Raw genomic sequence first — 15,846 nt, 5'->3', positions numbered from 1 at the left:
AATAATGAAATAAGACACTCTTGTTGAGTGTCTTATTTCATTATTGCTTGCATGCCTCAACATCAATACCGGCAGCAATTAACTTCTTTTCTCCATCTTGTTCAATAATTTTTTGTAATTTAGATAGGAAAGAATCAAAGTTTGTATGCTTTGCTACTTGGAATGTCATTTTATGTTCAATTGGTAACCACGTATCAATATCAGCTTCGTTATGTTGGATTTTCACCTCAAGTTTATCGAGTGCATTAGCAACTTTTGCTTCGTACGTTTCTTTCGCTTCAAACTCCATCCATAAGTCATATAATTCCTCACCGAGAGAACTTGTTAATGTTTGTTTAATATTTAAAATAGCTTCTAGTTCATTTTTTTGTTTTTGTAGTTGTAATTCGTGACTATTCATCGTATCAAAAGCAGGGATATCACCAGCTTCGGCTTCGACTAGGTCGTGAATAATAACCATCTTAAGTAATTTCTCAATATTTACTTTTTGATCCAAATAAGGTTCAACTAAAATAGCCATTAGAGACATACGCCATGTATGTTCGGCAACACTTTCTTGACGTCCGTTAGAAAGCCAGCTATGTCGCATTTCATATTTTAGTTTTTCTGCTAATGCAATGACTTGTAAAATGTTGTGTTCCATCGTGATCCTCCTCATTTATCCATACTATAATTCTAATATAGAAATGAAATGTGTCAATTTCATGAGTATATTGCGATAAACAGATGATAAGCGTATAATACATGTTATATGTGAAAACGTATTATTAAAATAAAAAAATGTTATATAAAAATGGAAAGGAAAGGGCAGAAATATGGGAGAGAAAAATCAAGTATTAGCTAGACCACAAAGAAGAAAAAGGAAGTTTGATATTTCTAGCCCAGTGGGCATTATAGTAGGTTTCATTATAGTGATAGCGGCAATTATGCTTGGCGGCGGTGGAATAAAAGCTTTTAAAAACTTTTTAGATGTTTCATCTATTTTAATTGTCATAGGGGGAACAACAGCGACAATTGTTGTGGCATATCGATTTGGAGAAATAAAAAAATATACGAAAAGCATTTTTACTGTTTTACATAGAAGAGAAGAAGATTTAGAACAGTTAACGGATTTGTTTGTCGATTTTTCGAAAAAGTCTAAAAAGCACGGCTTGCTTTCTTTAGAGGTTGATGGAGAGCAAGTAGACAATCCTTTTATTCAAAAAGGAATTCGATTAATGTTAAGCGGTTACGATGAAGATGAATTAAAAGAAGTGTTACTGAAAGATATTGAAACGGAAGTGTATGAGTTAAGAAAAGGAGCAGCATTATTAGATAAAATTGGTGATTTTGCTCCAGCTTGGGGAATGATTGGTACGTTAATCGGTCTTATCATTATGCTCCAAAACTTACAAGATACATCGCAAATTGGTACAGGGATGGCAGTTGCGATGTTAACGACATTATATGGGTCCGTACTTGCGAATATGATTGCAATCCCTCTTGCGGAAAAAGTATATCGTGGTATTGAAGATTTATATACAGAGAAGAAGTTTGTAATAGAAGCAATTTCAGAATTGTATCGTGGACAAATCCCTTCTAAATTAAAGTTGAAACTGGATACATACGTATACGAAACAAAGGTAAAAAAGGTAAAAGGAGCAGCCTAATATTTCAAGGAGTGGTATGATGAGTAAAGGACCGCAAAAGGGATCGCCTCGTTGGATGACGACTTTTACAGATTTAACAATGTTATTATTAACTTTCTTTGTATTACTAGTTGCTACATCAAAGCAAGATGCAGTAAAATTGTCAAAGATGCTTGAAAAGTTTAGTGATACGGGGCAAGTAGATGCAAAAGTAATGGAAAATACAATACCGGATATTTCACATGAAAAAAATGATGAAAAGATGATCTCAAAAAAGAGAATGGATGAATTATATAAGAAGTTAAAAGCGTATGTAGATAATAACGGTATTAGTCAAGTGAATGTATATCGAGAGGATACAGGGGTAAGCGTCGTTATAGTAGATAATTTAATATTTGATACAGGCGATGCAAACGTTAAGCCCGAAGCGAAAGGGATAATAAGTCAATTAGTTGGATTTTTTCAATCCGTACCTAACCCAATTGTTGTAGAGGGACATACAGATAGTAGACCTATTCATAACGAGAAATTCCCTTCAAATTGGGAGTTATCTTCAGCACGAGCGGCAAATATGATTCACCATTTAATTGAAGTGTATAATGTGGATGATAAAAGGCTAGCTGCGGTAGGATATGCAGACACAAAGCCAATTGTACCAAATGATTCACCGCAAAACTGGGAAAAAAACCGTCGCGTTGTTATTTATATAAAAGAGTAGTATATTATTATTTTAATAATAAAATAATAAAAATACGAAAATTCTTTTAAAAAAATATTAAATTTTATCATTTTATTTTGTATAATGAGTGAGAATGATAAGGTGAAATATTAAGATATATTTATACATAGAAGGAGAGAATTAAAAAGAATGGCACATAAAATTTTAGTAGTAGACGATGCGATGTTTATGCGAACGATGATTAAAAACTTATTAAAAAGTAATGCTGAATTTGAAGTTATTGGCGAAGCAGAGAATGGGGTAGAAGCAATTCAAAAGTATAAAGAACTTCAACCTGATATTGTAACATTAGATATTACTATGCCAGAAATGGATGGGCTTGAAGCATTAAAAGAAATTATTAAAATTGATTCAAGTGCAAAGGTTGTTATTTGTTCTGCAATGGGACAACAAGGTATGGTATTAGATGCAATTAAGGGCGGGGCAAAAGACTTTATTGTAAAGCCATTCCAAGCGGATCGTGTAATTGAAGCTTTAACAAAAGTAGCAAATAGTTAATATAGAAGGGGTGCCACAAGGAATCAAAACAGTGATAGCGGATCGACGTGTGGCCCCCTTTTTTCTCATTATAAAACACTAAATTGTTATACATAAATGAAATGTTTGTTAGACAGGTAGGGGATAAAAATGCAAACAGATCTATTAAATATATTTTTTGAAGAGTCAGAAGAACATTTACAGTCGCTAAATGAAAATGTGCTAGTGTTAGAGCAAAATCCTGCTGATATGGATGTTGTAGGAGAAATATTCCGCTCCGCTCATACATTCAAAGGTATGTCTGCGAGTATGGAATTTACGGAGATGGCTGATTTAACACATAAGATGGAAAATGTGTTAGATGAAATTCGTCATGGGAATATAGTTGTAAATGCGGATATTATTGATGTGATTTTTGAGTGCATTGATAATTTGGAGAAGATGGTTGCAGATGTGCAACAAGGTGGAATGGGCAATATTGATGTAGTCTCAACTAAACAGAAATTAGAAGCATTATTGAACGGTAATGTAGAAACTACTACGGAACATATAGAGCAAAATCATATAGACAACGATGATGCAGTTTCGCATGCAGTGCATATAACAGTTGAACAGCAAGCAATTTTAAAAGCAGTACGTGCCATTATGTGTATTGAAGCATTACAAAATGTGGGGAATATACAAAAAACAGCTCCGAGTATTGAAGAAATTGAAGCAGATGCTTTCGGATTTGAATTTACAGTATTTATGGATACGGATTGTAGTATAGAAGAATTGAAACAAGTAGTACTTCATGTTTCTGAAATTGAGAAAGTGGAAGTAAAGCAAGGAGAACCTATATCGAGGGAAGTAGCTTCTAAAAAAGTCGTTACACAAGAAGTTGTGCAAGTAGAAGAAACGCTACAACCAGCTGTGGCTACGCAGGTAGAATCACCGATAGTGGCAACGAATCAGCCAGCTAAAAGTACTACAAAAACGAAAAATGCTAAAGTGGAGAATCGTTCAATTCGTGTTCAATTAGAGAAAATTGAAAGATTAATGAATATGTTTGAAGAAAGTGTAATTGAACGTGGGCGCATTGATGAATTGGCTCAAACGATTCAAAACAAGGAACTAATTGAACATTTAAATCGATTAGGCGATATTTCAAAAGATATTCAAAATGTACTATTAAATATGCGTATGGTGCCAATTGAAACTGTGTTCAATCGTTTCCCGCGTATGGTACGTATGTTAGCGAAAGATTTAGGGAAAAAAATCGATTTACAAATTACAGGTGAAGATACTGAAGTAGATAAAATTGTTATTGATGAAATCGGTGATCCGCTCGTTCATTTAATTCGAAATGCAATCGATCACGGTGTTGAAACTGTTGAAAAACGACGTGATGCAGGTAAAAATGAGACAGGTACTATTAAATTAGAAGCTTTTCATAGTGGAAATCATGTCGTTATTCAAATTACGGATGATGGAAACGGTATTAATAAAGGGAAAGTATTAGAAAAAGCGATTAAAAATGGCGTTGTAACTGAAGCAGATGCGAATAGATTAACAGATCGTGAAGTGTTTGATCTTATTTTCCAACCAGGATTTAGTACAGCTGAAGTTGTATCAGATCTTTCTGGACGCGGTGTCGGATTAGATGTTGTAAAACATACGATTCATAGTTTAGGTGGACATTTAATTATTGATTCTGAGGAAGGAAAGGGAAGTACATTTAGAATTGAACTTCCGTTAACGTTGTCTATTATTCAATCTATGCTTATTCAAACGAATGATAAGCGTTATGCTTTACCTCTTGGAAATATCGTTGAAGCAATTCGAATTAAGAAAGAAGACATCCAATCCTTACAAGGAAAAGATGTGTTAAATTATCGTAATCAAATTATTGAAGTGAAACATTTAAGTACTGTATTTGGTGAAAAAACAGTAGATGAGGCGTTTGCGTCATATGATGGTCAAATGGTTCCTGTGTTAATTGTTCGTAATACACATCGCAGCTATGGACTTATTGTAAACACAATTATCGGTCAAAGAGAAATAGTCTTAAAGTCATTAGGTGACTTCTTTGCAGAGAGTTCTAATTATTTCTCTGGTGCGACGATTCTCGGTGATGGACGAGTGGTCCTCATTTTAAACCCAGAAGGTTTATAATAGGAATGAAGGAAAGCTCCCCACTTGTATACAATTGGGGAGCTTTTTGACTAATCGTTACTACTCTAAAAATGGCAATAAATACATATTAACGTTTTATATAATAAGTTTGCTAAAATCAAATGAGAGTTTATATCATTTGATAGAAAAACAGAAATGAGGAGGCAGGGAAAATGCCTGAGCAACACACAAAAGGGGATACGAGCACGATTGTGCTAGAAAAAGAAAATGAGCATTTAACGCCTCAAGAATGCGATATTCTTGGCGAAATTGCAAATATATCATTTGGTTCAGCTTCGACTGTATTATCAACAATTTTAAATAGGCAAGTAAGCATTACTGCTCCTCGCATAGAGTTGGTAGATTTATATGATTCAAGAGATGTCGAAGTTCCACATGTTGTATTAAACATTCACTTTACAAAAGGATTAGATATGGAAAACCTTCTTGTCCTTAAGCAAGATGTTGCATTGTCTATTGCTGATTTAATGATGATGGGAACAGGCGAGGTGGAGGACGGAAAAGAACTTGGTGAATTAGAGCTAAGTGCTGTACAAGAAGCGATGAATCAAATGATGGGATTCGCAGCTACATCTATGTCGGAATTCTTCCAAGATACAGTAGATATGTCTCCGCCGACGATTAAAGTTGTAAAGTTATCAGAAGAAATGGAGAAAATCTCTGAAATCGATGGAAATCATACGATTGTTAAAGTGTCGTTTGATTTAAAGATAGATAATCTTGTAAACTCTAAACTTGTACAAATTGTTTCTGTTGAGCATGCGAAACAAATGGTAAATAAATTAATGCAATTATCTGGTGGAGTAGAAGAAAAAGACGAGACAGCAGAAGTAGTGGAAACTGAGATTGTAGAAGAAGTTGAAAAAGAGCATTTAACACAAGAAGAGAAAGATGTGCTTGGTGAAATTGCAAATATTTCAATTGGTTCCGCTTCAACAGTATTGTCAACGCTTTTAAATCAGCCAGTTACAATTAGTACACCAAATGTGGAAGCAATCAATGTTCGGCATTATGATGGAGTACCAGTACCATTTGTTATTTTAAATGTCGACTTTGTTGAAGGGCTAAAGAATGAGAATGTATTCGTATTTACAAAAGATGTCGCCTTAACAATGGTAGATTTAATGATGATGGGAACAGGGGAAGTTGATCCGGAAAAAGAGTTGACTGAATTAGAACTGAGCGGTATTAAAGAGATTATGAACCAAATGATGGGGCATGCTGCTACGGCGATGTCAGAAATGTTTCAAGAAAAAATGGACATGACGCCGCCAAATGTTAAATTTGTAACGTTAAAAGAAGAAATGGAGTATTTGGGAGAGTCAATGGAAGTGGACGAACTCGTTCAAATTACGTTCAATCTTGAAATTGGTGATCTGCTTCAATCGAAAATGTATCAAATTTTGCCGATTTCTGAAGCGAAAGAAATGGTAAGGCGACTTCTGTATCCAATGGTGGAAGAAGAAGAGATTGCCACAGAAGAAATTGAAGAAGAAAAAATTGTAGAACCAGTTGTGCAACCTATTGAATTTAAAGAAGTAAAACAAATGGAGCCAGTATATATGGACACGTCCATTCTACAAAATGTAGAAATGAACGTGAAATTTGTATTTGGAAGTACAGTGAAAACGATTCAAGATATATTAAGTTTACAAGAAAATGAAGCAGTTGTACTAGATGAGGATATTGATGAACCGATTCGTATTTATGTAAATGATGTATTAGTGGCGTATGGTGAACTTGTAAATGTAGATGGATTTTTCGGAGTAAAAGTAACGAAATCATTATAAGGCATTGAAATAGGAGTTTGAACTAGTAGATGAAAAACGTAAAGTTTTTTCTAATGAGTTGGCTATGCATACATGTGTGCTTGTTCTTCCCCTTGCAAAGTCAGGCTGAGGAACAAATTGAGCCAGATCAAAAAATAAATGAAGTGAATGTACAAGAAGAAAAGTCAGAGCAAGTGGAAACGAAACAAGATGAAGAGAAACAAAAAGAAGTAGAACAAAAAGAAGTAAAACAACAAGAAGTAGAACAACAAGAAGCAGTAAATAAACAATTGGGTGAAAGAAAGATAGAAACGGAACAAGGAATTGTTACAGTAAATAAGCCGGAGCTTAAAGTTGGCGAAGAAGTGCGAATTGCTGTAGAACCAAATGGGAAAAACATTCAAAGCATGAAAGGTATATTGCAGTTACAAAAAAATGGCGAGCAATATGCGCAAGAAAGAATGCTATCTTTTGAGTATGATGAAGAAACGAAGAGCTGGGTTGCTAACTATAAAGCAGGGGATTTTGATTTGCAAGGTGATTGGAATCTTCAGCTCTTTCAAAGTTACAAAGAGAATGAGAAAGAAGACCTCATAAAAAATGAATTGAAAGTCCCGCTCATTCGTATTAAAAATGAAACGCCTACTATAGATAAAGAATTGCCAAAGTTACAGGAAGTTACTATTGATGAAGTAAAAGAAAACTTAGTTGAACGAAAACAGGGAGATTCTATACATATACGAGTAAAAGCGTCAGATATAGAATCGGCTGTAAAAGAAGTGCGCGTTACATTAAAAGGGAAAGAAAATAAAGAGCTTTCGTTTTTATTAGACTACAACAAGTATGATATGGATTGGCAAAAAGTATTTGAAATAACAGAAGAATTGCCAGCTGGGCCATACGAATTACATGTAGAGATAATAGATGCAGCAGGTAATAAACTTGTTGAGGAAAGTGAATATACCATTTCTATTTTGGCGCCAAAAAACGAAGATGACAAAAAGATAGAAGAGAAAGAGAAAGAAGATAAATTAGATAATAAACTAGAAAATGAATTAGAAGATAAGAAAGAAAATGAGAAGCAAGAGGATTTGAAAGTCAAAAACCCGCTTCCAGAAGAAAAATTACCAGTTGTTCAAATTCCGAAGCAAGATGAGAAAGTAAATAAGTTTATAAAAGAACCGTTGAAAGAGAAAGAGGAATTTACTTACGTCATAAAAGAGCCGTTCGAAGACAACAAGGAAGTACATAAGGCGAAGGACCAAAAAGAGAAAAATAACAAACAAGTTGCCTCTAAAAAGAAAGAACAAAAAGAAGAATCAAAAGACAAGAAAGAAGAAAAAGGTGAACAGGGAGTACAAGCTTCGGATGTGTTTACTATCATGTCAGGTTTATTCGTACTGTTTTTAGTTTTAAAGAGTAATAAAGAATGGGGCTAATTATTTCATAGTAGTGGAGGCGCTTAAATGGAGATTAAACGTACGACAATTGAAGATAAGACGCTACAACCATTAAAACAGCCTGCAGCTATTTCGGAGCATGAAATCCAGAAAGAACGAAAGCGTAGCAATTTAGTGTTTACTGGACAGTCTAAAATTATTTCGAAAAATAATGAAATAGGTATTTTACTTGCAAGTTTAAGTGATGGAAAGATTATGAAGGAAATGCTTTCTAAAGAGATGGATACAGTGTTACAACTTTTTAAAAAGCTACATACGTTATCTGGAGAAGGTAAGCAAACAGAAAAAATATTTGAACAAGTAATTAGAAGCCTACAAGGGCTTGTTAAGCAGGCGCATATAAAAGACCTTCCTTTGTTAGATGGAACATATGATTTCGCTGAAGTACAACTATCATTTGGTAGAAAAGTACATATTCCGTTACTAGATGTGAGCGCACTTATTTCTAGAGTGGAAAGTGATTCTTCAGAAGGAAATATAAATTTGATGGTAACGGTTATTACTGCTTATATAACGAAATTGTCTAACGAAACAATTTTAATTAGCGTTACAGACCGCATTGCTAAAGATCGGGATGTAAGTGTATGGAGAGCGCTTGCGGAAATGAACATGACACAATTATCACAGGCATTGAAACAAACGATGCAAGAACATAAATGGTCTATGACGTTTCTTTTTCTCTTCATATGGATTGTCGGTATTATTTTAATTCGAGTTATGTAAAAAGGTCGTCACTCCATTGTGACGACCTTTTTTATATTTTTTCGTAGAAGAATGTATCAAATCGCTGAAGATTGTAACGCTCGGGTGTTAAAATTTGTTCCGTACTACCAACAAATAGTACACCGCCTTTTCGTAAAGAACGACTAAATTTTTCGTAAAGTTTTACTCTTGCTTCTTCTGTGAAATATATCATTACGTTGCGACAAATAATCAAATCATAATTTGTATCGAACGACTGCATTAAAAGGTCATGTTGTTTAAACGAGACGTTTTGTTTAATGTTTTGATGCAATGAATATAGATCATTCTCTTTTGTGAAATGACGTTCTTTCAAATCATTAGGTAATTCCTTTAACGAACGTTCTGTATATTGACCGCGTTTTGCAGTTTCTAAAATATGAAAATCAAGATCTGTTGCTTGAATTTCAAAACGAAATGGAGCTAGATGCTTTGATAAAATTAAAGAAAGTGTATACGGTTCTTCACCAGCAGCGCAAGCGGCACTCCATACCTTTAATTTTCCGCTATTTTGTTCGAGTAATTTAGGTAGTGCTTTCGACTCTAAAGTTTGCCATCGTTCTTTATTTCTAAAAAACTCTGAAACGTTAATTGTAATATAGTCAATAAAATTTAAAAATAAATTTTGATCAGCACGTAATTTGTTTAAAAAATTAGTGTAGTTTTCAAAGCCTTTTCTCGAAATGAAAGCATCGATTCTACGGCGCATTCTATCTTGCTTATACGAAGCGATATCCATATTGAATTGTTGTTTAAAACTCGCGATAAAATGATCATAATCTTGTTCAATTATCATATTTACAATGGGCACAATAATGATATTGTGCCGCCCCCTTTACATCATACGAATTTTTTGTTCAAAGCTTTTTTTCATTTGCTTTTCATGTAATCCTGGTAAATCATAAATGACAGCATCAATACCTGCTTCTTTTGCAACATCGACAGGGATGACAGATGTATGTTTGTCCCCATTATAAAAACAGAGAACTAGATCAGTGTCTTCAATAATTTGTTTAACAAAAAACATATAATCTGATCGGTAAATGGAGTCAGAAGGATGATCGAAAGCAACATATTCGGCTCCGTGTTTTTTTAAGTAATCAACGACTTCTTGAAATTCATCTGTTATTGCTTGCAATGGTTGCAGCGTGTAAAGGCATAAATTTTGAGCGAGTCTTTCATTCTCAACGAAAAAACGAAGAACCTCATTTTCAATAGATTTATAACATAATATGTAAATTTTATGTTTGTGAGCATAGTCAGTTAAAAATTTTTTAATTTCTTCTTGATCTAATGCTGTTAATTGATTTGAACCACAAAGGAAAATATTCATAGAATTGTGCCACCTCATGCTAAATTGTAACATATCTTTTATAAAAAATAACTGCAAAATATTACTGTTCAGAGTATAATTATAAATAACTGGATTTTACGATTAAGTTTAGGAAGAAATAAAAAAATAAATAGGTGATATATATGCTACGTTCTATCTCGCATAATCCAATTTTATCGCATATACCGCCTGCTACTCAAATGCCGAAAGATGCAAATGTCAGGACAGGACTTGCATTTTCGGATAATTTGCATGCAGATCCGAAAAAAGATAAATTACTAGAACAAATGGAAGCGTTTGTCGATAATATTGGAGAAATTAAAGAAAAAATTGAAATGGAATTAACGCTTGATAATGTAATGGAATACAAAAATACAGTAAAATCATTTTTGAATTTTTACGTTGATAATGTATTGCAGTATAAAGATGTCATGTCTCGTCACCCGCGTTACGGATATTCACAGAAAATGACGATTGTGAAACAGGCAGAAATGGGATTGAATGAATTAGAAGATGTTATGAATTTAATTAATACGAAAACAGGACATTTAGAAATGTTAAATCAAATTGGAGAAATCCATGGTTTAATTGTGAATTTAGTCTTGTAAAAGGAAGGAAGCTATATGTACATACAATTATATGAAAAGCTCGTTATTATACAAAAGGCGTATGAAAATATTCAAGCGCTTGGAGAGCAAATATATGAGAATTTAAAAAATAAAGATATAAATGCAGTTCAAAAGTTACAAGTAGAACAATTGCAGTACATTGATGGTTTAAAAGGACTATCTAGCTCATTCGAAGAAATGGTTGTTCAGTTTTGTAAAGAAAAGGATGTTGAAGCATCTCGTGTAAGTGCATTATTTTCGTATTTTTCTCAAGAAGAAATTGAAAAAATGGAAGAATTACAAAAAAACGTAACTGAATTAGAAGAGAATGTAAAAATGATTCTTTTGAAAAATCAATATTACTTAAACGTACTATTAAAAACTACAGAAAGTATTGTGGATTCTGTTTCTGAATATAATTTAGAGCGAAACAATAATTCGCAAATCTTTATGAATGAACTATTGTAAAGGAGAAGTGAAGCTTTATGAGATTATCTGATTATAATACACCGCTATCAGGGATGCTAGCGGCTCAAATGGGATTACAAACAACGAAACAAAACTTATCTAACATTCATACACCGGGTTATGTGCGTCAAATGGTGAATTACGGATCTGTTGGAGCAAGTAATGGTCATACGCCAGAACAGAGAATTGGTTACGGTGTACAAACGCTAGGTGTTGACCGTATTACTGATGAGGTAAAGACGAAGCAGTTTAATGATCAATTATCTCAGCTCTCTTACTATAACTACATGAATTCGACTTTATCACGTGTAGAGTCTATGGTTGGAACGACAGGAAAGAATTCATTATCTAGTTTAATGGACGGTTTCTTTAATGCCTTTCGTGAAGTGGCAAAAAATCCAGAACAACCAAACTACTACGATACATTAATTTCTGAAACTGGGAAGTTCACAAGTCAAGTGAATCGTCTTGCGAAAAACTTAGATACAGTGGAAGCACAGACGGCAGAAGATATTGAAGCGCATGTTAATGAATTTAATCGTCTTGCTGCTAGTTTAGCAGAAGCGAATCATAAAATTGGACAAGCAGGTACACAAGTGCCGAATCAACTTTTAGACGAACGAGATCGTATCGTTACAGAGATGTCTAAGTATGCAAATATAGAAGTATCTTATGAATCTATGAATCCTAATATCGCGAGTGTTAGAATGAATGGTGTTTTAACAGTAAATGGACAAGATACATATCCACTTCAATTAAATAAAGAAAAAGACCCAATGTCAGTTGAGATTTACGGTTCAGAAATCTCCGTAACTAGCGGGGCGATAAAATCAGCGATTGATACGAAAGCGAAGATTGTTGAGTATAAAAAAAATCTTGAAGACTTAATGAGTTCGATGAAAAATCAAGTGAATACAGTGATGGGAAAAGATTTCTTCGTTGGAGATCATGCGAAAGATATGAAGTTAAATCCAGAATTCCAAAAAGATATTTCGAAAATGAAAATATCTGCTGAAACAGCAAATAAACTAGCAGCAGTTACAGAAGACGATTATAAAGAAGGTCTTTCTTATAAACAAGCATTAGATCAATTTATAGTTCGTGTTGCATCTGATAAAAGTGCAGTAAATGGTTATCAAAAAATTCATGGCGACTTACTAGAAGGTATTCAACAAGAAAAAATGAGCGTTGAAGGTGTAAATATGGAAGAGGAAATGGTAAATTTAATGGCCTTCCAAAAATATTTTGTCGCAAACTCTAAAGCTATTACTACGATGAATGAAGTGTTTGATAGTCTATTTTCGATTATTCGATAAGTGATAATAATTGATTGGAAATATATAAGGAGGAGATAGAAATGAGAGTATCTACATTTCAAAATGCAAACTGGGCAAAGAATCAGTTAATGGATTTGAATGTGCAACAACAATACCATAGAAACCAAGTAACTTCAGGGAAGAAAAACCTTCTTATGAGTGAAGATCCACTTGCAGCGAGTAAATCATTTGCGATTCAACATTCATTGGCGAATATTGAACAAATGCAAAAAGATTTAGCTGACTCAAAAAATGTATTAACACAAACTGAAAATACTTTACAAGGTATTTTTAAATCTTTAACGAGAGCAGATCAATTAACGGTACAGGCATTAAATGAGCCAAATGGTGAAAAAGAATTGAAAGCCATCGGTGCAGAGATTGATCAAATTTTAAAACAAGTTGTATATTTAGCGAATACGAAAGAGCAAGGCCGTTATATTTTCGGTGGTGATAGTGCGGAGAAGCAACCATTTACAGAAGATGGTACATATCAAGGTGGAAAAGATGATGTGAATTGGCAACTAAATGACGGTTATGAATTAAAAGCGTTTCGTAACGGAGAAGCATTATTATCTCCGGTTATAAAAACGTTAAAACAGATGAGCGAAGCGATGCAAAAAGGTGATCAAAAAGCGTTACAACCGTTATTAGGAGAAAATAAGACAAACTTAGATGGCATCATTAACCGTACAACTGAAGTTGGTTCAACAATGAATACAATGGAGACGTTTAAAACAATTTTAAGCGAGCAAAACTTAGCGCTTCAAGAAAACCGTAAAGAAATTGAGGATGTTGATTTAGCGGTCGCAATTTCTGACTTAGCATATATAAATGCAACGTATGAAGCGACGCTTAAAGCTGTTAGTACGATGAGTAAAACGAGCATCTTAGATTATATGTAAATAATAAGGAGTGATAAATATGGCAGGAACGATGACAGGCATTGGTGGTAGACAACAGATTTGGAATCTTGGAAATAATATGATCGATACTTCTCACTTCGTTGAATTAGAAATGAATGCGTTAGATATGAAAAAGACACCGTATACGAAAGAAAAGAACGACCTTACAAATGATAAATTATTATATACAAGTTTGAAATCAGAATTTAGCTCTTTCACGCAAACTTTTAAAAACTTAGCGGCTTTTAAAGGGAATGAGAAAAAAGTAACAACATCACAAGACGGTTATATTAATGTAAAAGCTGATGGTGGTGCAATTGCAGGAACTTTTAATATGACAATTACACAGCTCGCGCAACGTCATCAAATAGCTTCTAATGAAATTAAAGATATAAATGCAAAGCTTCCTAAAGATGAAACATTAAAACTAGGCGGTAAAGAATTAAAAGTAACAACAGATATGACATATAAAGATTTAATTAATAAGATTAATGATGGAGATTATGGCGTATCAGCTTATACACTTGGAAATAAAATTTTCATGACCTCGAAAAAAGAGGGAACAGATGGACAGATTAAGTTTGAGGCGAACACATCTACGCTATTTCAAGATATTGGTTTAGCTAACGCGGATGGCAAAGCGCTCAATACAATCAATGAAGCACAAAATGCTAAATATAGTATTAATGGTATTACAGATGAAAGTTCTACTAATACAATTGAAGCTCTTCCTGGTGTAAAAATTGAGTTGTTAAAGGTAACTGAGCCGAAAGTAGAAGGAGCGCCAGATGCTGGTACAACAACAGATCCCAAAACAAAAGGTATAGACCTAAAATTTACAGTAAATGACTCAAACGTAACAGATGCATCGAATGTTATTAAAAAAATGGTAGCTGATTATAATAAAGCTGTTTCTACAGTAGATATCTTTGCTGGAAAAGGTGGAGCTTTCCAAGGTCAAGCTATTATGCAAAGTGTACGTCAAGCGATGAACAATGTCGTAACATTTTCTCAAGATGGTAATTATTTATTCACATTTGGTATTCAATTAAAGCAAGATGGAACGATGGAAATTGATGACGAAAAGTTAACGAAAGCATTAAAAGAGAAGCCAGATGCAGCGAAGCAATTTTTCTTTAGTTCTAACGGTTTAGGAAAAATGATGGAAGAACCGCTTGATAAACTATTCGGTGATAAAGGCGTAGTGGGCGAGAGAGTTAAAAACATTGATTCACGTGTAAGTGATTTAGATAAAAAGATTAAAGATATTGAGACGCAAAACTTGCAAAAGCAAGATGAAATTGTGAAGAAGTATCAAAAGCTAGAAAGTACATTGGCGGCGCTTGATAGCCAACTAAAAACAATTAAAGCAATGACAAAACAAAAAAGTGATGATTAATGAAAGTTGAGGAAGTGATCATATGCAAGCATGGCAACGTTATATGCAAAATGATATTATGACGAGTAATCCGATTAAAAATACAATTTTTATTTATGAAAGGTGTATTGTAGAGTTTCGTAATTTAGAAGAACTTTTACATACTTTTAACTTACAAGAAGGGGACGTACTTCTTGAAAAGTTAGAACGTATTTTTGAAGAATTAAAACTTCAATTGAATCCTGAAATTACGAAAGATTTATATGATAGCTTATATGGTTTATACGATTGGATTAGCATTCAAATTCAAACGATGAAAGTAACGCGTGAAGCGAAAGATATTGATGCAATTGTGAAAGTGTTACAAGATTTAATAGACGGTTACCGCGGAGCACTTGAAAATGAACAATGATATTTATCGGACGTTTGTCAGCTGTTTTAATGAAATCGGTGAATTGCAAGTGTCAGACAGAGAGTTTGCTGAGAAGAGTGAGATGTTAAATCGCTGGATGATGACATTGGATGAAGAAACGCGTACGCAAGTTGCAGCAGAAGTAAGCCCGTTCATTATTAAGGCAGCACAGCATATTCGGGATAAGCAAAAGATTTTGGAAGAAATGATTATGACAAATGATGGACGAATGAAGGCTAATTCATTTTACGGTAAATATTAATAATAACGTTTGGAAACAGATTCCCCTTTTAAAAGGGGGTCTATTCCTTCGTTTACATAAAGAACTCCGCTGATTGAGGTTTCATTTTATGACTGTGATGAAAAATAATAGTAATCTAAATAATAGAAAAATGGACTTTAGTTTATAGTTCATATATTGAAATGTTGTATAGATT

At 33.7% G+C, this 15,846-nt stretch carries 17 protein-coding genes; 14 read left to right on the top strand and 3 right to left on the bottom strand.

Annotated features, from left to right (window positions below; all coding sequences use genetic code 11):
• Positions 1–40: 40 nt before the first annotated feature.
• On the bottom strand, positions 41–643 hold the full coding sequence (locus tag DN403_RS24950; protein WP_000400770.1) for an HD domain-containing protein: 603 nt from the start codon (positions 641–643) through the stop codon (positions 41–43).
• A gap of 172 nt (positions 644–815) precedes the next feature.
• Between DN403_RS24950 and DN403_RS24945 the strand changes: the two genes are divergently transcribed.
• From DN403_RS24945 to DN403_RS24915, 7 genes are all read left to right on the top strand, one after another.
• Positions 816–1,649, top strand: a complete 834-nt coding sequence (locus tag DN403_RS24945; protein WP_000504191.1) for a flagellar motor protein MotP — start codon at positions 816–818, stop codon at positions 1,647–1,649.
• Positions 1,650–1,668: 19 nt separating this feature from the next.
• Complete coding sequence (locus DN403_RS24940) at positions 1,669–2,346, top strand: OmpA family protein (protein WP_000033627.1); 678 nt, start codon at positions 1,669–1,671, stop codon at positions 2,344–2,346.
• 150 nt (positions 2,347–2,496) lie between these two features.
• Positions 2,497–2,865: a response regulator gene (locus DN403_RS24935; protein WP_000940568.1), complete on the top strand. Its 369-nt coding sequence runs from the start codon at positions 2,497–2,499 to the stop codon at positions 2,863–2,865.
• Positions 2,866–2,994: 129 nt separating this feature from the next.
• The gene (locus tag DN403_RS24930) at positions 2,995–4,998 is read left to right on the top strand and encodes a chemotaxis protein CheA (protein WP_001192626.1); all 2,004 of its coding nucleotides are present in this window, start codon (positions 2,995–2,997) and stop codon (positions 4,996–4,998) included.
• Between the two features lie 173 nt (positions 4,999–5,171).
• Positions 5,172–6,809, top strand: coding sequence for a flagellar motor switch protein (locus DN403_RS24925; protein ID WP_001115006.1), 1,638 nt, complete (start codon positions 5,172–5,174; stop codon positions 6,807–6,809).
• A 29-nt stretch (positions 6,810–6,838) separates the two neighbouring features.
• A complete protein-coding gene (locus tag DN403_RS24920; RefSeq protein WP_000800059.1) occupies positions 6,839–8,227 on the top strand; it encodes a hypothetical protein in 1,389 nt (462 codons plus the stop codon).
• A 27-nt stretch (positions 8,228–8,254) separates the two neighbouring features.
• Positions 8,255–8,971, top strand: coding sequence for a hypothetical protein (locus DN403_RS24915; protein WP_000403964.1), 717 nt, complete (start codon positions 8,255–8,257; stop codon positions 8,969–8,971).
• Between the two features lie 31 nt (positions 8,972–9,002).
• Here DN403_RS24915 and cheR read toward each other — a convergent pair whose 3' ends face one another.
• Together cheR and DN403_RS24905 are read right to left on the bottom strand one after the other, a co-directional pair.
• Positions 9,003–9,785, bottom strand: a complete 783-nt coding sequence (cheR, locus tag DN403_RS24910) for a protein-glutamate O-methyltransferase CheR (RefSeq protein ID WP_000582876.1) — start codon at positions 9,783–9,785, stop codon at positions 9,003–9,005.
• A 39-nt stretch (positions 9,786–9,824) separates the two neighbouring features.
• A complete protein-coding gene (locus DN403_RS24905; protein ID WP_001020110.1) occupies positions 9,825–10,322 on the bottom strand; it encodes a flagellar motor switch protein FliG in 498 nt (165 codons plus the stop codon).
• Positions 10,323–10,465: 143 nt separating this feature from the next.
• Here DN403_RS24905 and DN403_RS24900 point away from each other — a divergent pair, with 143 nt between their 5' ends.
• Genes DN403_RS24900 through DN403_RS24870 form a run of 7 tightly spaced genes read left to right on the top strand, consistent with a single transcriptional unit; the run spans position 10,466 to position 15,671 of the window.
• Positions 10,466–10,930 (top strand): YaaR family protein, encoded by a 465-nt coding sequence (locus DN403_RS24900; RefSeq protein WP_000946318.1) that lies wholly within the window; start codon positions 10,466–10,468, stop codon positions 10,928–10,930.
• Between the two features lie 15 nt (positions 10,931–10,945).
• The gene (gene flgN / locus DN403_RS24895; RefSeq protein ID WP_000275875.1) at positions 10,946–11,398 is read left to right on the top strand and encodes a flagellar export chaperone FlgN; all 453 of its coding nucleotides are present in this window, start codon (positions 10,946–10,948) and stop codon (positions 11,396–11,398) included.
• A gap of 17 nt (positions 11,399–11,415) precedes the next feature.
• Positions 11,416–12,714 (top strand): flagellar hook-associated protein FlgK, encoded by a 1,299-nt coding sequence (gene flgK / locus DN403_RS24890; protein WP_001239718.1) that lies wholly within the window; start codon positions 11,416–11,418, stop codon positions 12,712–12,714.
• Between the two features lie 41 nt (positions 12,715–12,755).
• A complete protein-coding gene (locus tag DN403_RS24885; protein ID WP_086389885.1) occupies positions 12,756–13,619 on the top strand; it encodes a flagellar hook-associated protein 3 in 864 nt (287 codons plus the stop codon).
• Between the two features lie 19 nt (positions 13,620–13,638).
• Positions 13,639–15,018 (top strand): flagellar hook-associated protein 2, encoded by a 1,380-nt coding sequence (locus DN403_RS24880; RefSeq protein WP_016077911.1) that lies wholly within the window; start codon positions 13,639–13,641, stop codon positions 15,016–15,018.
• Positions 15,019–15,040: 22 nt separating this feature from the next.
• Positions 15,041–15,409: a flagellar export chaperone FliS gene (locus tag DN403_RS24875; RefSeq protein WP_149185852.1), complete on the top strand. Its 369-nt coding sequence runs from the start codon at positions 15,041–15,043 to the stop codon at positions 15,407–15,409.
• Positions 15,399–15,671 (top strand): hypothetical protein, encoded by a 273-nt coding sequence (locus tag DN403_RS24870; RefSeq protein WP_001058090.1) that lies wholly within the window; start codon positions 15,399–15,401, stop codon positions 15,669–15,671. The genes DN403_RS24875 and DN403_RS24870 overlap by 11 nt, the downstream gene beginning before the upstream one ends.
• Positions 15,672–15,846: the final 175 nt, after the last annotated feature.

It is taken from the genome of Bacillus sp. AY2-1, from assembly GCF_008368965.1.
Lineage (GTDB): Bacteria > Bacillota > Bacilli > Bacillales > Bacillaceae_G > Bacillus_A > Bacillus_A thuringiensis_S.
Note: the sequence above shows the minus strand (reverse complement) of the source record. Positions and strands in the feature narration are given on the sequence as shown.